General features: G+C 47.7%; 22 protein-coding genes. 17 read left to right on the top strand and 5 right to left on the bottom strand.

Annotated features, from left to right (window positions below; translation table 11 throughout):
• Positions 1 to 40: 40 nt before the first annotated feature.
• From J0A67_RS02375 to J0A67_RS02365, 3 genes are all read left to right on the top strand, one after another.
• Positions 41 to 1,141 (top strand): Nif3-like dinuclear metal center hexameric protein, encoded by a 1,101-nt coding sequence (locus J0A67_RS02375; protein WP_206568608.1) that lies wholly within the window; start codon positions 41 to 43, stop codon positions 1,139 to 1,141.
• 3 nt (positions 1,142 to 1,144) lie between these two features.
• Positions 1,145 to 1,915 (top strand): zinc ribbon domain-containing protein, encoded by a 771-nt coding sequence (locus tag J0A67_RS02370; RefSeq protein ID WP_206567668.1) that lies wholly within the window; start codon positions 1,145 to 1,147, stop codon positions 1,913 to 1,915.
• Between the two features lie 103 nt (positions 1,916 to 2,018).
• The gene (locus J0A67_RS02365; protein ID WP_206567667.1) at positions 2,019 to 2,459 is read left to right on the top strand and encodes a hypothetical protein; all 441 of its coding nucleotides are present in this window, start codon (positions 2,019 to 2,021) and stop codon (positions 2,457 to 2,459) included.
• On the opposite strand, the gene J0A67_RS02360 is transcribed toward J0A67_RS02365, so the two are convergent.
• Complete coding sequence (locus J0A67_RS02360) at positions 2,419 to 3,048, bottom strand: histidine phosphatase family protein (protein WP_206567666.1); 630 nt, start codon at positions 3,046 to 3,048, stop codon at positions 2,419 to 2,421. The two genes, J0A67_RS02365 and J0A67_RS02360, sit on opposite strands and share 41 nt — an antisense overlap.
• A 53-nt stretch (positions 3,049 to 3,101) precedes the next feature.
• Here J0A67_RS02360 and J0A67_RS02355 point away from each other — a divergent pair, with 53 nt between their 5' ends.
• The 3 genes from J0A67_RS02355 to menD are packed head-to-tail and all read left to right on the top strand — an operon-like array spanning position 3,102 to position 6,417.
• Positions 3,102 to 3,524 carry a hotdog fold thioesterase gene (locus J0A67_RS02355; protein ID WP_206567665.1) on the top strand — a complete coding sequence of 141 codons (423 nt, stop codon included), beginning with the start codon at positions 3,102 to 3,104 and terminating at the stop codon, positions 3,522 to 3,524.
• Positions 3,521 to 4,738 (top strand): chorismate-binding protein, encoded by a 1,218-nt coding sequence (locus J0A67_RS02350; RefSeq protein ID WP_206567664.1) that lies wholly within the window; start codon positions 3,521 to 3,523, stop codon positions 4,736 to 4,738. Before J0A67_RS02355 ends, J0A67_RS02350 begins: the two co-directional genes overlap by 4 nt.
• Entirely contained in the window at positions 4,675 to 6,417 is a 1,743-nt protein-coding gene (gene menD, locus J0A67_RS02345) for a 2-succinyl-5-enolpyruvyl-6-hydroxy-3-cyclohexene-1-carboxylic-acid synthase (RefSeq protein ID WP_241265040.1), read from the top strand. Before J0A67_RS02350 ends, menD begins: the two co-directional genes overlap by 64 nt.
• Here the strand turns inward: menD and J0A67_RS02340 are convergent.
• The 3 genes from J0A67_RS02340 to J0A67_RS02330 all read right to left on the bottom strand — a co-directional run bounded on the left by J0A67_RS02340 (position 6,398) and on the right by J0A67_RS02330 (position 8,899).
• Positions 6,398 to 7,222 (bottom strand): helix-turn-helix domain-containing protein, encoded by an 825-nt coding sequence (locus tag J0A67_RS02340; RefSeq protein ID WP_206567663.1) that lies wholly within the window; start codon positions 7,220 to 7,222, stop codon positions 6,398 to 6,400. The two genes, menD and J0A67_RS02340, sit on opposite strands and share 20 nt — an antisense overlap.
• A 223-nt stretch (positions 7,223 to 7,445) precedes the next feature.
• Positions 7,446 to 8,252 (bottom strand): helix-turn-helix transcriptional regulator, encoded by an 807-nt coding sequence (locus J0A67_RS02335; RefSeq protein WP_206567662.1) that lies wholly within the window; start codon positions 8,250 to 8,252, stop codon positions 7,446 to 7,448.
• Between the two features lie 143 nt (positions 8,253 to 8,395).
• Positions 8,396 to 8,899, bottom strand: coding sequence for a metallophosphoesterase family protein (locus J0A67_RS02330; RefSeq protein ID WP_206567661.1), 504 nt, complete (start codon positions 8,897 to 8,899; stop codon positions 8,396 to 8,398).
• Between the two features lie 70 nt (positions 8,900 to 8,969).
• Between J0A67_RS02330 and J0A67_RS02325 the strand changes: the two genes are divergently transcribed.
• The 3 genes from J0A67_RS02325 to J0A67_RS02315 all read left to right on the top strand — a co-directional run bounded on the left by J0A67_RS02325 (position 8,970) and on the right by J0A67_RS02315 (position 11,798).
• Entirely contained in the window at positions 8,970 to 9,365 is a 396-nt protein-coding gene (locus J0A67_RS02325; protein WP_206567660.1) for a rhodanese-like domain-containing protein, read from the top strand.
• A complete protein-coding gene (locus tag J0A67_RS02320) occupies positions 9,362 to 10,732 on the top strand; it encodes an NAD-dependent succinate-semialdehyde dehydrogenase (protein ID WP_206567659.1) in 1,371 nt (456 codons plus the stop codon). The genes J0A67_RS02325 and J0A67_RS02320 overlap by 4 nt, the downstream gene beginning before the upstream one ends.
• Before the next feature lie 85 nt (positions 10,733 to 10,817).
• Entirely contained in the window at positions 10,818 to 11,798 is a 981-nt protein-coding gene (locus J0A67_RS02315) for a pyruvate dehydrogenase complex E1 component subunit beta (RefSeq protein ID WP_206567658.1), read from the top strand.
• Positions 11,799 to 12,068: 270 nt separating this feature from the next.
• Here J0A67_RS02315 and J0A67_RS02310 read toward each other — a convergent pair whose 3' ends face one another.
• Complete coding sequence (locus J0A67_RS02310; protein ID WP_206567657.1) at positions 12,069 to 14,600, bottom strand: TonB-dependent receptor; 2,532 nt, start codon at positions 14,598 to 14,600, stop codon at positions 12,069 to 12,071.
• Between the two features lie 258 nt (positions 14,601 to 14,858).
• On the opposite strand from J0A67_RS02310, the gene J0A67_RS02305 reads away from it, so the two are divergent.
• From J0A67_RS02305 to J0A67_RS02270, 8 genes are all read left to right on the top strand, one after another.
• Positions 14,859 to 15,941 (top strand): sensor histidine kinase, encoded by a 1,083-nt coding sequence (locus tag J0A67_RS02305; RefSeq protein WP_241265039.1) that lies wholly within the window; start codon positions 14,859 to 14,861, stop codon positions 15,939 to 15,941.
• Entirely contained in the window at positions 15,938 to 16,681 is a 744-nt protein-coding gene (locus tag J0A67_RS02300) for a LytR/AlgR family response regulator transcription factor (RefSeq protein ID WP_206567656.1), read from the top strand. Before J0A67_RS02305 ends, J0A67_RS02300 begins: the two co-directional genes overlap by 4 nt.
• Before the next feature lie 212 nt (positions 16,682 to 16,893).
• The gene (locus J0A67_RS02295) at positions 16,894 to 17,370 is read left to right on the top strand and encodes a nucleoside deaminase (protein WP_206567655.1); all 477 of its coding nucleotides are present in this window, start codon (positions 16,894 to 16,896) and stop codon (positions 17,368 to 17,370) included.
• An 84-nt stretch (positions 17,371 to 17,454) separates the two neighbouring features.
• Entirely contained in the window at positions 17,455 to 18,159 is a 705-nt protein-coding gene (locus J0A67_RS02290; protein ID WP_206567654.1) for an SGNH/GDSL hydrolase family protein, read from the top strand.
• A gap of 575 nt (positions 18,160 to 18,734) precedes the next feature.
• Positions 18,735 to 19,310, top strand: a complete 576-nt coding sequence (locus tag J0A67_RS02285; protein WP_206567653.1) for a hypothetical protein — start codon at positions 18,735 to 18,737, stop codon at positions 19,308 to 19,310.
• 275 nt (positions 19,311 to 19,585) lie between these two features.
• The gene (locus J0A67_RS02280) at positions 19,586 to 21,265 is read left to right on the top strand and encodes a serine hydrolase (RefSeq protein WP_206567652.1); all 1,680 of its coding nucleotides are present in this window, start codon (positions 19,586 to 19,588) and stop codon (positions 21,263 to 21,265) included.
• Positions 21,210 to 21,377, top strand: coding sequence for a hypothetical protein (locus tag J0A67_RS02275; protein ID WP_206567651.1), 168 nt, complete (start codon positions 21,210 to 21,212; stop codon positions 21,375 to 21,377). Before J0A67_RS02280 ends, J0A67_RS02275 begins: the two co-directional genes overlap by 56 nt.
• Before the next feature lie 7 nt (positions 21,378 to 21,384).
• Positions 21,385 to 22,323: an FAD-dependent oxidoreductase gene (locus J0A67_RS02270; RefSeq protein ID WP_206567650.1), complete on the top strand. Its 939-nt coding sequence runs from the start codon at positions 21,385 to 21,387 to the stop codon at positions 22,321 to 22,323.
• The last annotated feature ends 18 nt before the right edge of the window (positions 22,324 to 22,341 follow it).

Raw genomic sequence — 22,341 nt, 5'->3', positions numbered from 1 at the left:
GGCAGGATTTACTATTTTTGACCAAAGAAAAAGAAAAATTATGGGATACAGGATTCAGGATGTGATTTCTTGTCTGGAGGCGCTGGCACCCCTAGCCTATCAGGAAAGCTATGACAACGCTACCTTAATCTGCGGGGAAAGGAGCGCAACCGTCAGCGGAATCCTCTGCAGCCTGGATTGCACGGAAGCGGTCGTCGAAGAAGCGATCGCACTTGGAGCCAATCTTATCGTCGCGCACCACCCCATCGTTTTCAAAGGAATGAAGAGCCTCACCGGACGCAACTACGTGGAAAGAACCGTGATCAAGGCTATCAAAAACGACATTGCGATCTATGCCATACACACAAATCTTGATCACGTCGCGACCGGTGTCAATAAGCGGATCTGCGATCGTTTAGGCCTCAGTCAAACGAAGATCCTCCAACCGAAAAAACAGATACTCAACAAACTGGTCTTTTTCGTCCCACCGAAAAACAAAGACGCTGTCCTTTCCGCAGTCTTTTCAGCTGGTGCGGGGCAGATTGGAGAATACAAAGACTGTTCTTTCCAATTGGAAGGAGTGGGAACTTTTACCCCATCTGAGCAAGCAAATCCACACCTAGGCGAGCGCGGTATTCCCCAATCCGAAAAAGAAATCCGAATAGAAGTGATTTTACCTTCTTTTTTGAGCAGGCAAGTCATCAGCGCGATGAAAAGAGCGCATCCTTACGAGGAAGTTGCCTATTACCTGTCCGCTTTGGAAAATGAAAACCAGGAGGTCGGAGCGGGTATGGTGGGACTGCTGGAAAGCCCAATGGACGAGCTTGACTTTTTGGACTATTTAAAGGAAAAAATGAATCTCGGCACGATCAAGCACACCGCCCTGAGAGGAAAAAAAGTCAGCAAAGTGGCAGTGTGCGGGGGTGCTGGGATCTTTCTGCTTTCGGACGCCAAGCGTGCCGGGGCCGATGCGTTTGTGACCTCAGACGTCAAATACCACGAATTTTTCGATGCAGAGGGGCAGTTGATACTTTGTGACATAGGCCATTACGAAAGTGAAATTTTCACAAAAGAATTACTCGGGGAGTTTTTGTCACAAAATTTCCCTAATATTGCACTCTATTTGACAAAAGTAGTTACTAATCCCACATCCTACCGATAGTACATGGAAAGTACAGTAGCACAAAAACTAGAAGCTATCTACAACCTTCAACTTATAGATTCAAGACTAGATGCCATCGTAAAAGTAAGAGGAGCGCTTCCTGAGGAAGTACAAGACCTCGAAGATGAGATAGCAGGCTACGAAACACGACTCGAAAAATTCCAAAACGACATCGAATCTTTCGAAGACGACATCAAGCGGTTTAAGGAAAACATCAAGGAATCCGAAAAGCTGATCAAGAAGTACCAAGAGCAGCAGATGAACGTACGAAACAACCGTGAGTACGATGCCATCACCAAGGAATTGGAACTTCAAGATTTGGAAATCCAGGTTTCGAAAAAGAAAATTGCTGAATCCGGAGTGAAGATCGAGCAGAAAAAGGCCGATTTGGAAGAGTTGAGCAACTTGATGAAAGACCGTCAGAAGGATCTGGATTTGAAGAAAGACGAACTGGACACTATCGTTGCCGAGAGCGAGTCAGAAGAGTCAAAGCTCCAATCTGAGCGTGACAAAGCCATCAAAAAAGTAGAAGACAGACTTGCTAAATCTTACACCAAGATCCGCGCAAATGCCAAAAACGGCCTGGCGGTAGTAATGGTAAAAAGAGGCGCTTGCGGAGGTTGCTTCAACACCGTTCCGCCACAAAGACAGGCTGATATTCGTGAAAAGAAAAAATTGATCGTCTGCGAACACTGCGGAAGAATCCTCGCCGGAGTCGAAGATGAGATCGAAGAAGAGGGCGCAAAAACCAAAAAGAGGACAGCGAAAGCGTAATATTCTCCCTTCCATAGAAAAATCCCTGAGGCGACCCTTCAGGGATTTTTTTTATCGGCATGCCACTTGCAATAAGGAAATTAATTCCACTATATTGTTGACGATGAAAAGATTGGCATTTCTTCTTTTGTTTCTGATTAGCTTCAGCTCGGCATTTGCGAATGATCCCGAGTCCAAGACCTTTCTGGTGCTCTTCAAGAGCAAGGAATTGAAAGAATTGAAAACCAATATCAGGGATATTGAGTCCCACTTCGCCACTGCATTCGACACCAAACACTATACAGGAAATTCCGAGTTGGCTTTGCTTATCGAGGTCCCTTCCTGCGATTTCGACGCGTGTTTTTTGGGAGAATTTTTGATTGAACTTGAAAATGGGCAGCGAGTCCAGCTTCAACAAATTGCATTTCGCCTTTTTGACCTTACCGAAAACCAAGCCCTTCATCAGCAATACTTGGCGATGTATGAGGAAAGCTTAATAGCCAAGAAGAAGGCAGCAAAAGCACTCAAAGCTGACTCAGAGCAGCGAGGTGCGTCTGGTCATTGAATTTCCTAACCACGAAAGTATCATCGGGCAACTGTTCCAAGACATAGAGGCATAGGTTATTGTGCTCAAACTGATCCATCAGACGCATGTCATAGTTCAGGATCAGACTCAGGAAAATTCTCATCGCCCGTCCGTGCATACAGACCAAAATCGTCTCCCCTGGGCCAGTCAGGATTTTCTCTATCCCCTTTCTCATTCTGGTTGCCACTACGTTCGGACTTTCGCCACCGGCAATGGCATAGTCCAGATTTCCCTGTTGCCACTGATGTAGCATATGGCGGTAATATTCTCCCTCTTCAGGAGTCATAGGAGTGCCCTCGTAGTCCCCCCACGAAATCTCATTCAATTCAGGCAAAGCTTGGCTAGGAATACCCAGATCAATAAACTGCTGGATGGACTGTCGAGTTCGGATCAAAGCCGTGTGATAGGCTTGATCAAAATGGGTATCCTTGTAGGCCTCAAAAAATGCCTTGGCCTGGGCGAGGCCGGTTTCGTTGATCGGTGCGTCTATGCCACTGCCCTGCACCACCCCCTGAAGATTAAAATCGGTTTGTCCGTGTCTTACCAGGTAAATTTTTTTTCGATTCAAGTTTCTTTATTTTTGTCCGCAACCCAAATAAACTTCATTTAACCCGAATTTTAATGGTTTTTCTTTCAAGTCCTTCCCTAGACCAGCTTAACCAAACGCGGCAGGATACCATGATCAACCATCTCGGAATAGTGTTTACTGCCATTGGTGAGGACTATTTGGAAGCAAGTATGCCCGTTGACCACCGAACCAAGCAGCCCATGGGCTTGTTACATGGCGGTGCTAGTGTAGCGCTGGCGGAGACCTTGGGCAGCCTTGCAGCTTCTCTCACGCTGGACCGATCCAAACAAACTTGCGTAGGCTTGGAGATCAATGCCAACCACGTAAGAGCTGTGAATGATGGACTAGTGAAAGGAATTGCAAAGCCTATCCATCTAGGTAGATCCACCCAAATCTGGGAGATAAAAATCTTTGACGAGGGCGAAAAATTGTGCTGCATTAGCCGGATCACCATGGCTATTTTGGAGAAAAAATGAATTACACCGAAGCTTCAACACCCACCTCCCAGTCAGAATTCCTCGACCTGCTTTTTCTCAAAGGTCTGGAATCGGGCAGTTCATTCGCCATCTGGCGGAAACCCAAGTCCCAAAAGTTGGAGTTTTTGCTGGATGACAGTGAAACACCTGAGCGGGTCAGCTTAAATTTCGAAAATCTTCCATCGGGATTTATCGTCCATCCTTTCGCGGATCAAGAGGACAAAAAGGCCTTTTTCATCAAGTCAAGCTACTACTTCAGCCTGCAACTCGATCAGGAGTTTGACGCAGAAGACTCACCTCAGTGGATAAAAAGTCAAGCTGGCGAAACTGAAAAGTCCGCCAAATCCCGAATAGCCCAGCTAATAAGGCTACAGTCCGAGTCGAAGAACGCCAGCGAAATCGAATCACAAAGCAAAGAGCATTTTATCAGACTCGTCCAGGACGGAATAGCTGCAATTGAGGCGGGAACTTTGGAAAAAGTGGTCCCAGCTAGGACAAAGAGGATCTCGGTATCCGAAGATTTTGATCTGGCTAAGGCCTTTCTCAAAATGCTCGAAGCCTATCCCAATTCTTTCGTTAATTTTTTTCACATACCCCATGGTGGCACCTGGATCGGAGCAAGCCCCGAAGTATTGATTGAGACCAAAGGAGACCATTTTTATACGATGGCCTTGGCAGGAACTCAGCCGGCATCGGGCGAAAACCCTCTAAAATCGGCTGCTTGGACACAAAAGGAAATTGAAGAACAAGCCTTGGTCTGTAGGTATATTGTGGACTGTTTCAAGAAAATCCGACTCAGGGAGTACGAAGAGCATGGACCAAAAACCGTGATGGCCGGAAATCTCCTCCATCTTCGCTCAGATTTCAAAGTGGACATGAAGGCCACTGGATTTCCCCAGCTGGGCTCCGTGATGTTGGATCTTTTGCATCCGACTTCGGCGGTGTGTGGCATGCCGAGAAAAGAGGCTCATGAATTTTTACAAGCAAATGAGGACTTTGATCGTTCGTTCTTTGCCGGATTCATAGGTCCGGTCAACATTCAGGAAGAAACTTCCATCTACGTCAACCTCCGAACCGCCTCCCTCAATGGGGACTTTGCGACGCTGTATGCGGGAGCGGGAGTGACCGAAGATTCTGATCCTGAAAAAGAATGGGAAGAAACGGAGCTCAAGTGTCAGATCATCGGCAAGTTCATCCAAAAACCAAGCGCTTGATCATCCGACCCATCCTCGACTTAGTGGCCATCTGCGCCAAAAAAGGAATCGAAAACGCCATCCTTTCGCCAGGTTCACGCTGTGCGCCCTTGACTTTGGCCTTTGTCAGGCATCCGGACATCCACTCGCGCACGATCTCTGACGAGCGCTCAGCGGCCTTTATCGCACTCGGCATGGCCCAGCAACTCGGACAGCCGGTGGCCTTAGTCTGCACCTCCGGATCCGCAGCACTGAACTACTATCCGGCGATTGCCGAAGCGTATTTCCAGCGTGTGCCCTTGCTGATTCTCACTGCAGATCGGCCCCCGGAGTGGATAGACCAATGGGACGGACAGACGATCCATCAGGAGGAAGTATTTGGAAAGCACGTAAAGAAAAGCTTCCGCTTTCCTGATTCCTTTGTCGCTGTTGAGCAGACTTGGCATGCCGGACGAATCGTCAACGAAGCCATCAATCTAGCCAAGCAATTTCCAGCTGGCCCGGTCCATATCAACATTCCGCTCCGCGAGCCTTTCTATCCTCTGGAGGGAGAAAAATTCGAATATCCAGAACATCCCCGCGAATTCACGCCGATTTCCAGCTATAGCCAGCTCACTGAAGAAAGTCTAAAGCATATCAAAAACCGGCTTACTGATGTCCAAAGACTGCTGATCGTGCCGGGACAACAGCGCCCGAATCCCCGGATCCAAAAGCTCCTGGACCAGTTGGCGAGCAGTAAAAACGTTGTTGTCGTGACGGATGTGATCTCCAACCTGCAGAGCGACCATACCCTCACACTTCACGACCATTGGCTAGGTGACGATAGCCAGCAGGTCGACCTCGCTCCCGACTTGATCATAACCTTTGGTCAATCGGTCATCTCCAAAAGCCTCAAACAGTTTCTTAGAAAATCGGATGCCTCACACTGGCATATCCAATCGGACGGTCATTCGAGGGATACTTTCCAGCATTTGACTCGGATCTTGGCTTGCGCGCCCATAGACTTTCTCGCTTGGCTGGAAGAACACCTCCCTATCCAAGATGAAGGCTATTCAAACAAGTGGAAAATCCTCGAGGAAAAATCAAAAGCAGCACTTCCCGCCATATTCCAAGCCTCGGACTTTGGGGAGTACCCCGCGCTGCATTTTCTGCTGGAAAAAATCCCGGCAGCCTCCAAACTCCATCTGGCAAACTCCATGGCTGTGCGCTATGTGAATTTTCTCGGAAAAAGGGACCAAGAAATCATCTGCAACCGTGGCACAAGCGGTATCGATGGCTCAAATAGCACGGCAGTCGGCTGTACTTTCACTACCAAAGACCCGGTCACGTTAGTCACAGGAGACATGGCGTTTTTCTACGACCGCAACGCCTTCTGGCACAATTACGCGATGCCCAATCTACGGATCGTCCTGCTGAACAACCACGCGGGCGGCATATTCCGGCTCATCGACGGACCGGCCAAGCAACCTGAACTGGAGGAGTTTTTCGAAACCAGACAAAAGCTGAACGCTGCCCATCTGGCGCAGGAGTTTGGTTTTGGATATACTTTGGCAAAAAATCAGGAAGAACTAGAAACCGCACTGAAGAACTTCTACGAACCGAGTCTTTTCCCAAAAATTCTGGAAATCGAGACCTCCAGTTCAAAAAATGCGGAAGTTCTCAAACTTGTAAAGGAGAAAATCAAGACTGCAATTCAGTAAAAAAGGCAGAATCGGGACGAGCAGTCTCACTAGAGTTTTTCACAAACCAAATCAGGAAATACAAAAGACCGATGTAGAGGGCGATCATCGTAAAAACACCCAAAACCGCCCCAACTACTGTTATAAAAAGGAAACCAGAGACAATCCCCAAAACTCCCAATGGCTGTGCGACTGACTTCATGGTCAGTTCAAACCTTGTCAAGCTGAATCCAAAAAACAAATAGACTACTCCAAAAGCGACGGAAGCGATAATTCCACCAACCAAATTGTAGGGCAAAGCCGAAAGGTAATATAGATAGACATCGGCACACGAGCCGACAAAAAAACTCACAAGCATCAGCCAAAAAGCATTTCTCAAAGGAAGGTTATTTGAATGAGTGGCAATTTTCACAAATGCCGTCATGAAAATCGAATAGAAAACTAAAGCGGCAAGCCTAATCAAAAAATACAACTCGAATCCAACGTCCTTGGATCCAGCTGTGATTTTGAAATCCAAAGGAGTTTGGACAATCAGAGCCAATAGAAATAACACCCCTGCCCCAAACGAAAAATAAATCGAGCTTTTCAGGGAAGAAGGAAGCTCCTTTAGAAAAAAAGGCTGCTGATCAACTCCCGTTTTATTCCAATCCATTTCCAAGGCTTCAAACAGGGCTCGAATCGTATATCCCCTAGGTACCACCTCTCCTGCTTCAATACGCTGTATGGTTCTGACACTTAGGTTACACTTTGCGACCAAGTCCTCCTGGGTCAATCCTTTTGCCTTTCGCATCTCTGCGAGCTTTCTGCCCAATTCAGGTTGTTTCATAAGTTGCTGTTTTTTATCGACTATGGCAATATCTTCAATTGTATTTTAACTTGGGACGAAACTATCCTGAATTTGGCCCGACATTTACCCGCCATTCCGCCTTGAGACTGAAACAAGAAAAATAAACTTAAGCATTAGTGTGCAATACCTCCTTATCCCATTTTTAAAAACCTCGACTGCCAACCAAAAAATCCTGCGATCCTAAAAGTGGTGAAGGAGAAAATCAAGACTGCAATTCAGTAGAAAAGGCAGAATCGGGAGAAGAGCTTCTCCCGATATGGTTTATGGCCCAGATCATCATCCCGAGCTGACCGACCTCAAATAGCGTCAAGGGAATCAAACCGAAGATCACGCCAATTCCCGAAAAGATTAGGATCCCTGCTATCACACCCAGCGCCCCGATGATCTGCGGAATGTTTGACCAAAGCCGCTTGTAGCAAAGATAACCGACTCCCAAAAAGGCATAGCACAGTCCAAAGGAACTCAGCTTGACGAGATAGTAGTCTTCCATCACCCACTGTCCGGTGATCAGGCCGAAGCAGTCGACCGCGTACCAAATCACATTAGCGCCCAGCATGGTCCAAAGGGCGATTTTCAAGACTTGGTTGGGGATAAAAGACTCCAGCCGGATCCAACCGTAGATAAAGGCCGCGTAGGTCAGGAACGTCCCGATTTTCACCAACAGGAAAGAATTGGCGTTCTGAACTTTCCCCTCCTCGATCCACTCGTACTCCATTCCTATCTCGAAAAAAGCCAGAAAGAAAAAAACCAAGCCCGCAGCGAAGGTAAAATAGAGGTAGGTGGGGACTTTGCGTTCTTCATCGGTAAAGCCGCTTTTCACCTCTTCCCAACGGTAATCCAAGGCTTCAAACAAAGCCTTTACGGTATAACTTCTCGGGGTCACTTCTCCCGATTCGATACGCTGAATCGTCCGCACGTTTAGATTGCATTTCTCCACGAGTTCTTCCTGCGTGAGTCCTTTGGCTTTTCTCAGTTCAGAGATCTTCTTGCCCAATTCTGGTTGTTTCATATGAAATAGGTTTTGTTTAACCATGGCAAGTTCTATTATCGATTTTTGACAAAGGACGTACGGGACTCGGTTTTCACCCGACATTTACCCGACATTTCGATTTGAGGTTAAAATAAAGGCTTTGACTTGAAAAAGCAGCTTCCTTATACACCTCTTCTCCCAAGTTCGACCACGCGCAGGTTTTGGACTTTTCCAGCTTCCAGTTCAAAAAGCAACATCGTCCTCATGTGGTGAAAGCCCTGCTGTCCAATCGCGCCGGGATTCATGTAGAGGCAGTTTAATGCCGGGTCAAATTCCACCTTGCAGATGTGCGAGTGACCACAGATGAAAAGTCGGGCACCAGATGACAGGATTCGCTCCTTCACGCCTTTGGCGTAACGGGGTGGTTTTCCCCCAATATGAGTCATCTGCACCCGCACTCCCTCAAGCTCAAAGTCCAGCCACTCCGGATAGGCCTGCTGTGCCTCCAGGTCATCGATATTTCCGAATACGGCCCGAATAGTTTTACCGCTCGGCAAGGCCGCCATCACCGAGCTCAGCCCGATATCACCCGCGTGCCAGATCTCATCTACATCCTGCAGGTGGGAGAGCGTTGTGTGATCGATGTAACTGTGGGAATCTGAAATCAATCCTATCTTTTGGGGCATTTTTGAAACGAAAGGGGGTAAATTTTCGGTTCAATATGGCAGACCTAGACCGCTTAGTCAACCCGAACCCATGAAAATCCGACTGTTATTTCTATTCGCCTTGATGTTGATTAGCGCAGCGACCTTTGCACAATCGGCTAAAAAAGACTCCATTAGCGTCCTTTCTGTAACGGATTTTGAGAAAAAACTCACCAAGAAAAACGTGGTGCTGGTAGATGTGAGAACTCCGGAAGAGGTCGCTGATGGGCATCTCGATGGCGCTTTGAACATCAACTTTCTCAGTGAAAATTTCGCCGGCGAAATCGAAGCTTTGAACAAAAAGAACACTTACCTCATCTACTGCAGAACCGGCAAAAAAAGCAGATCGGCCGCTGATTTGCTTGAAAAGGCTGGCTTCAAGCGGGTCCACATGCTGGATGGAGGGATCACCGCGTGGAAGGACGCCGGAAAACCCATAGAAAAATGAGCAAAATCAAATCGATCAACCCGTGGACCTCAGAACTCCTCGGGGAATATGACCTTTTGAAGCAGGAACAAATCGACGCCAAAGTCGCAGGTTCCGCCTCAGCCTTTGAAAGCTGGAAAAAAGTGCCACTTGCAGAGAGGGCTTCTTTGATGAAGAAGGCGGCAGAAGTCCTTCGCAAAAACCAAGAAGACTACGCTCGCCTCATCAGCGCCGAGATGGGCAAGGTGATCCGCGAGTCCCGATCCGAGGTCGAAAAATGTGCCTGGGCATGCGACTACTACGCCGAAAACGCCGAAACTTTCCTCGCTCCGGAAACCATCAATCTACCTGATGGCAAAAAAGCCAAACTCCTCCACCAGCCTTTGGGGACGATATTGGCGGTGATGCCGTGGAACTTCCCTTTTTGGCAGGTGTTTCGCTTTGCCGCACCGACGCTGATGGCTGGAAATGTGGGTGTTTTAAAGCACGCCTCGAACGTTCCCCAATGCGCCTTGGCCATTGAGTCGATCTTTGCGGAAGCAGGATTTCCAAAGGGCGTTTTCCAAACGTTCCTCATCGATTCTAAAGCCACTTTGGCTCTGCTGGACAATGATGAAATCAAGGCTGTCTCCTTGACCGGAAGCGAGAAAGCTGGCGCCGCAGTAGCGGCAGCAGCTGGAAAAAACATCAAAAAGTCACTTTTGGAGCTAGGCGGCAGTGATCCATTTATCGTCCTGGCCGATGCAGACATAGCAAAAGCAGCCGAGACTGCCGTCAAAGGCCGCATGGTCAACTTTGGTCAGAGTTGCATCGCCGCCAAGCGATTCATCATCGAGGAAGAGGTTTTCGAGCCCTTTATGGAGGCATTTACGGAAAAGATCAACCTGCTCCAGATGGCCGATCCTTTGGACGAAAGCGCCGACTTTGCCTGCATGGCCCGGCCGGATCTGGCGGAAGAGCTTTATGCTCAAGTTACAAAGTCGGTAGATCTCGGTGCGACCGTTCTCCTGGGCGGACAGAAGCCCAAAAAAGGAAGTGCACAGTTTAGTCCCACAGTTTTGACAGATATTCCCGAGGAATCTCCTGCGTTTAAGGAGGAACTCTTTGGCCCGGTTGCGTTGGTTTTCAAAGTCAAAACGACGGAAGAAGCGATCCGATTAGCCAACGCGACAGAGTTTGGTTTGGGGGGATCCCTCTGGACTTCTGATTTGGAAAAAGGGGAAAAATTGGCTGCCCAAATCGACAGCGGAGCAGTATTTCTTAACGCCATGGTGGCTTCTCAGCCCGCGCTTCCGTTTGGCGGGATCAAAAAATCAGGCTTTGGAAGGGAACTGGGCCGCAATGGCATCCTCGAATTTGTCAACACCAAGACCGTGTATCTGGGCTGAAATCGTTGCCGGATAAAGAATCCGGCGGCTTTTGCTTTTGCCCGATTCCTTTCTATTTTTACGAGCCAAAATTTTGTCTTAAGCAATGAGAGAAATACAATTTCGGGAAGCTTTGAGAGAAGCGATGTCCGAGGAAATGAGACGTGATCAGAACGTTTTTTTGATGGGTGAAGAAGTAGCCGAGTACAACGGTGCCTACAAAGTATCCCAGGGGATGTTGGACGAATTCGGTCCAGAGCGCGTGATCGACACCCCTATCGCCGAGTTGGGCTTTGCTGGCTTGGGCGTGGGCGCTGCGATGAGCGGACTGAAGCCAATCATTGAGTTCATGACATTCAATTTCTCTCTGGTAGCTATAGACCAGATCATCAACTCCGCCGCCAAAATGTATTCCATGTCAGGCGGCGCTTATTCCGTGCCCATTGTCTTCCGCGGACCCACCGGAAACGCCGGTCAGTTGGGCGCTACCCACTCTTCTAACTTCGAAAACTGGTTTGCCAACACTCCCGGCTTGAAAGTCATCGTCCCTTCCAATCCCTACGATGCGAAAGGCCTCATGAAAGCCGCGATCCGCGACCCGGATCCGGTGATCTTCATGGAATCCGAGGTGATGTACTCCGACAAGGGCGAAGTACCTGAAGGAGAATACCTTCTTCCAATCGGAGTGGCGGACGTGAAGAGAAAAGGCAAGGATGTCACCGTGATCTCCTTTGGAAAAATGATGAAAGTAGCTCTGGGAGCTGCTGAGGAGATGTCCAAAGAGGGCGTAGAATGCGAAGTAATCGACCTGAGGACTGTACGCCCAATCGACTATGCTACCTGCGTGGAATCTTTGAAAAAGACCAATCGCGTTGTGATCGTGGAAGAAGCCAACCCAATCGCTGGCATCTCTTCCGAACTGACCTACCACTTCCAGCGCCATGCCTTCGACTTCTTGGATGCTCCGGTAATCCGAGTTAATTCCATGGATATCCCGTTGAGCTACTCGCCAACCTACATCGAGGCGACTCTGCCAAATATCAAGCGCACGGTGGAAGCCATCAAAAAAGTAATGTACAAAGCCTAACAGGCGCACCCAATAAATCGAAAAGCCCGACTCAATGTGATGTGCTCCAAAAAGGTTGACGATTTAAGAATGGATTAATTTTAGTGAAGAAGCTCGGAATTGTACCGGGCTTTTTTTCTACCCCTACGCTTTATAGGAAAATTGGAATTGGCAAAAAAAAGTCCGGCCCCAAAGTGGCCGGATTTTTTGTTACCCAATCTATCTATTTATGTTGTATGAAAGACGGGAGCGGTGACGAAATAGACTAGTCACCGGCCATCTTTTCATTGTTTATTTGTTTCTAACTGGCGCTCCTCCCCCAGTCTGTCCACCTTCCATCTGGCCTCCGCCGTCTCCTCCTTCTTTCATATCATCGTTGTTGATGGATTTTCTGCGTCGAGTACGCTGATCCATGCTCATCTTACCGATTCTGTAGCTGAAGTTCACCTTGAAGTTCATGTTGCGCATAGTGTTGATGTCGTTGGACACAATTGTAGGAGTGACAATCTCATTTTTGATCTTAAACTCCTTCATCAGGAAGTTCTCCGCACCGAAGCCGATAGAGCCTCTCTTCTCGTCAAACTGTTTGTTGAAGTTCAGGCCATACATGGCGAATCCTCCTGAGCTGCCCTGGAGCTGTACCTGACGGCCTCTCGCAAAGGAGAAGACCTGAACCTGCCAATTTTTAGGAAGGGTGTAGTTACCGAACAATCTACCGCTGATTACGAATCCATCATTTTTTGCTGCGTATTGAGGATCTGTCAATCCATTGTCCAGCATTGCGTAGTAGAGATCAGTACCCCCATTGAGGGACAGCTTGTTGCTGATGTTGATATTGAAGAAAATATTTGCACCAACTGCTTGTTCCTGTCCGATATTTTCATATTCAGTGGAAACCACATTATTCGCCAGCGGAGTTCTGATAGGCTGAATAGATCCGGTAGTATTTCTATAGAAACCGGTAAAGTTAAGCGTGGTGCTCTTAATAAAGGTACTGTAGCCCAGTTCGTAGTTGTCAGTCATCTCAGGATCCAATTCTGGGTTACCTTTAGAGATTTGCTGCGGGTTGGAGGTGTCTATATTGGGATTCAGGAATCTCAGTGAAGGCCGTTGGATTCGACGGTTGTAAGCCGCTTTGATCAAGTTGCCATTTTTCAATCTTCTGCTGGCATTCAAGCTGGGCACAAACGTACCGTACGAAGGAATATCCGCTTCAAACTCGGTCTTGAAATCCGCATTGATATTGGTGTATTCGTATCTCACGCCAGCCTTCAATGTATAATTTTTCAGGACTGGAGTCGTGTAGGAAGCATATCCCGCGGTCACATTTTGATCATAGCTGAATTCGTTGTTAAGGTCTGCATCCTCCAGCTCCACGTATTCACCATCGGCGCCTTCGGCCAGATAGTACGAGAAATCAGAGTAGGCTTTTCTTAGGATATTCTTAGCTCCATACTCTAGGATTTTGTTTCCTTTCTCATCCAAGGGCGTCACATAATCCAGCTGAACCGTGAACTCTTCGTTTTTGCTCGGGTTGATGTTTTTCGTTCTCGAAAAGATCTCCTCTAAGTCTTGGTTGTCAAACAGCGTATTGGTAAACTCATTTTCCCGATCATTGGTGCTGTATAGTGTCAGGAGACTCAGTTCCCTTCCTTTTTTCTCAAAAGTCCGGGTATAGTTCAAGCTAACATCAATGGAATTGGAATTGTCCAAGGTGTAAGTTTCTCGGCTTTGGATTCCCGACAGAATATCTTCTTTATAATTTTCGGTAAGAAAATTGGTTCTCCAGTTCTTTGAGTTTCTTAGCCCAAAATTCACCGCAGCGGTCAGGAAGTTGTACTGGTTGATATCGTAGTCCACACCGAAATTATACCGTCCAAAAACATCTCTCCGCTCGGTGTCAGCAGACTGGAGAGTTGTGTACAACGTATCCGCTCTATTGGTCAACTGGGTGTTTTCGAAGCCACCAAGTATATTGTAGCCCGCTCTACCAAATCCACCGAGGGAGAATCCAAATTTGCCTTTTCTGGCGCTTCCCTGAAGTCCCAGATTGGATCCTCTCAAGCCAAAACCGGTGTTGACATTGAGGGTAGCTCCTTGAAGGTTGTTTTTCTTGGTCACGATGTTGATGACACCGGAGGTACCTTCCGCATCATATTTCGCAGACGGCGAGGTGATCACTTCCACGGCTTTGATTTCGTCGGCGGGGATTTGCTTCAGCGCATCAGATATGGAAGAAGCAGCAATCGCAGATGGTCTGTTGTTGATCAATACGAGGATGTTAGAGCTACCTCTCATGGAAACGTTGCCGTCCAAGTCCACAGAAAGCATCGGCACTCTTCTCAATACATCTGTACCGTCACCTCCGGCAGTTGTTTTGTCATTTTCTGCTTTGTAAATCGTTCGATCCACGCGCTCCTCGATGAGTTCTCGCTGACCCTGCACCGTTACTTCTTCCAAAGCAACGCCTTCGTCGCTCATTCCGATTTCTCCGAGGTTGATTTCTGAGGACAAAGTATTGATGTTGACAGTTCTTTTGGCGGTTTCGTATCCCAAAAATGTCAGATGGAGTTCGTATTCACCCAAATCATAACCGGTGATGTAGAAGACCCCGTCTCCATCGGCCACGGCTCCAGAAGTACTGACATCCGTACCTATTTTATATAGAGCGGCAGTCGCGTAACCTACGGGCTCGCCAGTTTTGAGATCTTTGGCGATCCCGATGATTCGGCCTGAAGTTGCGCCAGCCTGTGGCTGCTGGGCAAAGGCCATGCTCGTTCCTACGAAGAAAAAAGCAAGTGCTAGATTGAGTAAATTTTTCATGGGTTTGTTTTCAAAAAGGGCTGTTGCCAATTGATACCCCAAAGTTGCCCTCAATGTTTTGCTCCAGAAAATCTAATAGACCAGCGGGTGCATCGTGTCGACAAATGCCCTATCCATCGGGACAAATCCCCAAAAAGCCACGACAAAGCCGCTTCGTCCGGCCAAAAGGGATGTTTGTGGGTGGAATGTTCAGGTTTGTAGATTTGATTTGAGAGTAAAAAGTAATTTCCCTTAGTTTGGAAACTGAAAACCAACGGAATGGCACTATTCATCCCCAAAAAGAACCTTTCACTGATCGTACACTTGCTCGGTTGGATCATGCTCTGTGTGGTGCTCCTGCTCCTTTCCCCGCTTTCCTGGAGAATGGGGGAAGTGGAACTACCAACGCAATTCTGGGCTAAGCAGATTTTCCTAGTTGGAATCCTTATCGCGATTTTCTATTCCAACGCATCCGTGCTCGTGCCACGGGTACTACTCGAGGGAAAAAACTATATCTACCTACTGGGCATCCTAATAGGTGCGGTGCTGTTTTACGGATTGGTCGTCTATTTCGAGCAGTTTATCGGATATAGCAAGGCGATGCACGACACCTTCAATCCCGACCGTCCTTGGGATCCCAAAAAACGATGGATACCCGGAGACGTTTTTCAGGTTTTGCTCTACGTGATATCAATAGGCTTGAGTACCTCCGTCGCGCTTGTGCAGAAGTGGCAAAAGGATGAAAGTCTTAGAAGAGAACTCGATCGTCAACGCGTCAACACTGAACTTTCCTACCTGAAGGCTCAGATCAACCCACACTTTTTCTTCAACACGCTCAACAACATCTATGCGCTCACCAATCTGGACGTGGCAAAGGCGCAGGAGGCCTTGCTCAAGCTCTCCAGAATGATGCGCTATGTGCTCTACGAAAACCAGAAGAATGAAACCCTCCTGTCCAAAGAGGTTCGCTTCATCGAAGACTACATCGAATTGATGAAAATGCGGCTTTCTTCCAAAGTCAAGCTCAACATCCAGATAGAGGAGCCAAAAGAAGACTTGATCATCGCTCCGATGCTTTTGCTTCCTTTTCTCGAGAATTGCTTCAAGCATGGGGTGAGTTCCCAACACGAAAGTGAAATCCTGATCAAGGTGGAAATCATGGGAGACACCCTGTTTTTCGAGACCAAAAACCATATTTTCCCGATCAACCCGGACAGCCCGGAAGCACACGAAAGCGGGATTGGCCTAGTCAATACCCAGCGTAGACTTAGCCTCATCTATCCTAATAAACACCGTCTCAAATTTGGTAAAGACGAAGCGAAACAGGAGTATTGGGTAAACCTGACCATCAATCTCTCATGACTCTCAAATGCGTCGCCATCGATGACGAGCCCCTGGCGCTCGAGCTATTGGCGAAATTCATTAGCCAAACGGCCTTTCTAAAGCTTGAGGCAAAGTTTTCGAGTGCTATCGAGGCCTTGGGGTTTATCAATAAAAACGAGGTTCAGTTGATCTTCATGGATATCCAAATGCCCGACTTATCGGGCATGGAGCTGGCAAGAATCCTAGATGGGAAGAAAAACTCCGACAAGACGAGAATTATTTTTTGCACGGCTTATCATCAGTTTGCCATCGAAGGATACAAAGTTGAAGCGCTGGATTATCTGTTGAAGCCCTACGGTTACGAGGATTTCTTAGGCGCTGCGACCAAGGCTTACCAGTATTTCGAACGGATAAACAATGCGCCTGCCGCGAAAGCCGCTGAACCCGCGCAACAGCAGGATTACATCTTTCTGAAAGTCGAATACCAGCTGGTCAAGGTAATGCTCAAAGACATCACGCATGTGGAAGCTTACAAGGACTACGTCAAAGTTCACCTGAGATCCAAGGCAAACCCCCTACTCTCTCTAACGAGTATGAAAAATATGGAGGAACTCCTTCCCTCCGACAAGTTCATGCGAGTGCACCGATCGTTCATTGTAGCGCTCGACCAGATTGATTCTGTGGCGAAAAACGTCATCCAAATCGGTGACCATCAAATTGCCGTCGGCGAAAACTACAAGGAGCAATTCCTGGAGTTTTTGGCTAAGTGGATGAGTTGAATTGCGGTGGTCAGTAAGCAGTCGCAGAGATCAGCTGTATCGTCACTGCGAGGAAGTACGACGAAGCGGTCCTAAGGTCAGCAACACTTTCACTGCAAAGAGGCACGACAGCCTGTCCCCATCCTTCGGGAAAGCAGTCTCGGTAAGCATTTGCAGCAATGGTAAGCAGCGCCTTTCGCATCCCCTTCTAACAAATTCCCTATTTTTGGTCTATGACCGAGGACCAAAAGAAATACATGCGTGCGGCTATTGAATTGGCTAAAGACGGAATGCTAGCTGGCAACGGTGGGCCATTTGGATGTGTGATCGTAAAGGACGGTGAAATTGTCGGTCGCGGAAGCAACAGTGTGCTCATCACCAAAGACCCGACGGCTCACGCCGAGGTTGTGGCCATCCGCGATGCCTGCAAAAATCTTAACCATTTCCAGCTTGAGGGCTGCGAGGTTTACACCTCCTGCGAACCCTGCCCCATGTGCTTGGGAGCGATTTTTTGGGCGAGACCAGCCAAAGTCTACTACGCCTGCACCAAGGAGGACGCGGCGGCAGCAGGTTTCGACGACGATTTCATATACCAAGAAATAGAAGTGCAACCCGAACTACGCAAGATCCCGATGCTCTCCATACTCCGCGAAGAAAGCATGAAGGCATTTGAGCTTTGGAAAGAAAAGGGGGACAAGACGCTATATTGAGAGTTTCTGATTTACGAATCACCTTGTTTAGAGCGGTGTAAGGCTCCTTTTGCCAATATCTTTCCTCCAATAAAAACTCACAAAATGAAACCAATAAAACACTTCTTCCTCCTTTTTCTCCTTCTACTTTCCTCCAGCCTTTCTGCCCAGCAAGACTTAAAAGCCTCTTTCAATTATGGTAAATCTGTGGCGGTTTTTGGTGGTTCTGTCTCGGTGATCCCTCCTAGCGACAGTGCCAAGATCTTGTGGAAGGAGCGACTGGGCATGAGCATTACCAATTACGGCGTACCGGGGGCGGGATTCTCCTCGCTTCAAGGAAAATCCCTGCAGAAGCAGGTCGACGAAGCTGGAGTATTTGACATCTACATCCTCTGGGCCTCCACCAATGACTACACCAACAAGCGGGAAAATGGAAGTTATACCGACTTCACGGAATTTGACGGATACGACAGCAGCAAACTGATCACCCAAGCCGGAGGCATCAACTATTGCATCAAAAAAATCTACGAGCTCAATCCCAAGGCACAGATCTATTTTTTCACCTCAAGCAAAGCTTTCAACGAACGCGGGGGCTACGATCCAGCCGTATCTGATGGGATGGTTCGCTACGTGGAAATCCAAAAACAAATCTGTGAACTTCACGGCATCCCCTACTTGGATCAGTTCACCCTAGGCGGCTACAATGTCTACAACAAAGACCTCTATTACGTCGATCCCATCCACATGAATGCGGAAGGATACAAGAAATTGGGTGAGTTGCAAGTGGCTTTTTTGGCTTTTCCGGATTGAAAGCGAAACCCGTTTCGGCAGAAAGCACTTTCCAGAAAACCGAGGATCCAACAATAAAAGTATTACTGCAGTTTTTACACAGTTGTTAGCTACTAGTTAAATCCACGCTGCACTTAATGCATAAATTATTTTTAATAAAATATACTAAGGGACTGTACTAAATATCCCCAATTTGACCTTACTTAAGTATTATCTAAACTGGCAAAAGGCATTAAATTTTTCGATCCAATTTCAGATCTTATAAAAAACTGAAGCAATTGATTCATAGGGTATAAAAAAATCACTTTTCTAGCTCAGAACACATGGTCAGAATCATATATTATTAAATATCAATATTTTACAACAACTAACATCCTTCAAAAACCGAGCAAACTTCTTTCGGACTAAATATTATTTTTTTGGCAAAAATCAATTAGCTAATCATCTGATTACGCCGTAAATTTTCTTTTACTAAACTCCTTAGTAAAACTTTATTTTTCTACCACAGATTTCCCCTTGGAGATTTTTAAACTTCTCAGGAAGACTCCGGGGCATTGTACATTTTCTTATTTATTCAATAAAACCCAAAAAAAGTGATGGAAAACAAAAACTTTGTTCGCTTGATTCTGTGCTTTTGCCTACTCCAGTTTGGCTGCACAGAACTGCCTGTGTCCGATGACTTTGACACAGCACTGCCTGTCTCCGCGGATATTGCAGGGGACGAATCGTCATCTCCAGCAGCGAGGGTAAATGGTGCAATTCAGGTTTCCGGAATTGGTTATTATGACGCGGCCGACGAATGCGATTCTGGAGCTCTGGGTGCCACGTTCGCGGTTACCATGACCGGCGACGTCGAGGGTTGTCTTTATATTTTTGTAGACAGCTATACATGCAGACCCAGCGGTGTCTACTATGAAGAGGGTCGGGAACTATTCGTTGGTACCTACGGCGGGGAAACTGGCTCATTTTGGACTACCTACAAGTTTGAAGCAAAATATGAGGGGTGCGCTGAGGACGGATCATACTTGGGATTGGAGATCTTTGGACGTTGCCAGCACCCGATAGTCAAAGGCAGTGGTGAAGGGGTCTTCGAAGGGGTCTCTGGTCGCTTGGATATGAAAGACGACATCGAAGCAGGCAACTATCCCTACCGAGGCCATTTTAAGTTTTGAATCGCTCCAAATCCAAGATTCGACACATTTTAGCAGATCAAATTTTTCTAGGCGTAGTCAAGTACGCCTAGCTTTTTTTTAGCACCTTCGGCTTAGTTGCTAGGCCATCCGATCCAAAAAAAAGCCAACTTTCTTCCATACTGGTAAATTATGGCGAAAATAACTGCTAGACACCCGTCCAAAAACTCTGCAATTGGGCTATTTTGGAAGAAGAAATTAATAGCAAATCTGACGTGACTTTTTCGAGCCATTAATCCAAACCCACCAATCTTCTGATGAACAAACTACTCTTTGCTCTTCTTTTACTCTGCACCTCCACTTTGAGCTGTGCTCAGAAACTTCTCGATACCAAAAGACTGGAAGAAAAACTAACTGCCATTCAGGCGGCCACCAAGACCGTGGGCTTTTCGGTCGCCATAGTCAAAGGCGACCAAGTGATCTATTCCAAAGGCTTTGGCTACCGAGACTTGGAAAACAAGGTGGATGCCGACGAAAACACGCTGTATGCCATCGGCTCCTCTTCCAAGGCTTTCACCGTGGCGCTTTTGGGCATCATGGAGGAGGAAAAGGGGCTGAAGTTCACCGACAGTCCCAGAAAATATCTAACTCAACTGGAATTCTACAACGACGAACTAAACGACCAAGTGACCATCCTGGACATGGTTAGCCATCGCACGGGACTTCCCAGACACGACCTGTCCTGGTACCTCTTCCCCACGGAAAGCAAGGACAGCCTCCTCGCTAGGGTAAAATACCAGGAACCTTTTACCGGAATCCGGGAACAGTGGTACTACAACAACTTCATGTACCTCGCCCAAGGTCTGATCACCGAAAAACTCACCGGCAAAAGCTGGGAGGACAACATCCGTGAGCGATTCTTTGAGCCTTTGCAAATGACGCGCTCCAACCTCAGCATCGCCGAGCTGCAGCAGCAAACCAATAGCGCTAAGGGCTACACTTTGGAAAACTTCGAAAGCAGCAAAGTCACCCCCTACTACAACATCGCCGCGATCAGCCCGGCTGGCAGCATCAACAGCAGCGTGAAGGACATGGCCAACTGGGTGCGAATCTGGCTGAATGATGGAATGCTTGGTGAGACCCAAATCCTACCAAAAAGCTATGTAGCCAAAGCGGCCAATCCCCTCATGCTCGTAGGCGGTGGGATATCGGATCCCAAATTCCCCGACCAACACCTCAACAGCTACGGCTATGCCTGGTTTACCTCTTCCTACAAGGGCCACTACCGCATGGAGCACGGGGGAAACATTGACGGGTTCTCGGCAAACGTCGCCATCTTCCCCAGCGACAGCCTCGGCATCGTCGTGCTAAGCAACCAAAACGGCTCCGCACTGCCCACCCTGGTCAGAAACACCATCTCTGATGAACTCCTTGGCCTGACGAAAACGGACTGGGTGAGCCACTATGAAAAAATTGTGGAAAAGGCGAAAGAACAACAGGCCAAGTCCAAAGAAGACGACAAGTCCAGCAAGATCCCAAACACCCGGCCATCCCACAGCCTCGTGGAGTACACCGGAAAATACGAGCATCCCGGCTACGGCGCCTTCAAAGTGGAATTGGCCAACGACTCGCTTTGGGCGCAATTTACCCGGCAAAGAACCTATCTCAGCCATACGCATTACGATGTATTCGCGCTCTATCCGGTCAAAGACGGCAAGGTAGACACCCTCTCCACTGTGGGCATCAACGTCAACTTCCAAACCAATGACCTCGGGGATATAGCAGGCGCGGATATCAAAGCCGAGCCTACCCTCGATCCCCTCTTCTTCACAAGAAGCCCAGAGACGGCTACCGTAACTGAAGATACACTGGAAAAACTACGTGGGCAGCTACCTCCTGTCCGGAATGGAGCTGCAGGTATCTGTCAAAAACAAGCAGCTGATGCTTCTGGTCCCGGGCCAGCCAGAGTACACGCTCATCCCGACCAAGCAGGATGAATTTGTGATCAAAGGCCTGAGTGGCTACAAGGCGAGGTTCCAAAAGAGCGACACGGCCTTCAACCTGGTATTGATTCAGCCCAACGGAACTTTCACCGCTACCAAAAAGTAAACTTTCCATGAGATCGGCGACAGTCGTTGGCTGCGGCATTGTAGGTTTGACCTCAGCTATCACGCTGCAAGAGCAGGGCTTTCAAGTCAAAATAATTGCCAAAGAAAAATACGACAGCACCCTTTCCAGCAAGGTCGGCGCTATCTGGTTTCCTTTTGAAATAGAGCCGAAGGAAAAGGCGAATACTTGGGCGTCTCTGGCTTATAGACGCTACCATCAGGAAGCTAACCCTACAAAAGGAGTTTCATTCATTCCCTTTTTGACGGCATACACGGCTGAGAGCAATAACGATTGGACCAATCAACTGCCAGAAGGATCGGTTCGAAACGCTTTATCCTCAGAGTTGCCAAAGGGAATGGAGGCAGCATTTATCTCGATTGTTCCTTTAGCGGAGCCGACCAAATACCTGCCCCATCTTTACCAGCGATTTATCGAAAATGGAGGCTCCTTTGAAAATCAGGAGATTTCGTCCATGGAACAATTGGCGGCTTTGGATGAGCTGGTTACCAACTGTACCGGCTTGGGTGCGAAGGAAATCTGTCAGGACGAAGACCTTCATCCCATGCGTGGACAAATCCTCCGCTGCGAAAAACTACCAGTCGCATCCTTTGCAAATCCCACCAAAAAAGGCGCACTGAGCTATGTGATCAACAGAAGTGAAGACAGCGTCATCGGCGGAACCGACTATGAAAATGATTGGAATGAGAAAGCGGATCCGGCTGATACCGTATTGATCCTAGATCGACTAAAAGACACCGGAATTTCTCAAGATCCAAAAATCCTGGAAATCCTGGTCGGTCTCCGACCCCGAAGATCAGAAGTTCGATTTGAGTTTGATGCGAACTATCCTGGGGTCTTTCACAACTATGGGCATGGAGGCGCAGGTTTTACCGTCGCCTGGGGCTGTGCTTTGGAGTTGGCTAAAAAACTCAAAAACTTGATTTAGGTATTCCTCCCTCCGAAG

Source organism: Algoriphagus aestuariicola, from assembly GCF_017254835.1.
GTDB classification, from domain to species: Bacteria; Bacteroidota; Bacteroidia; order Cytophagales; family Cyclobacteriaceae; genus Algoriphagus; species Algoriphagus aestuariicola.
This window is presented reverse-complemented; position numbering and strand designations above follow the sequence as displayed.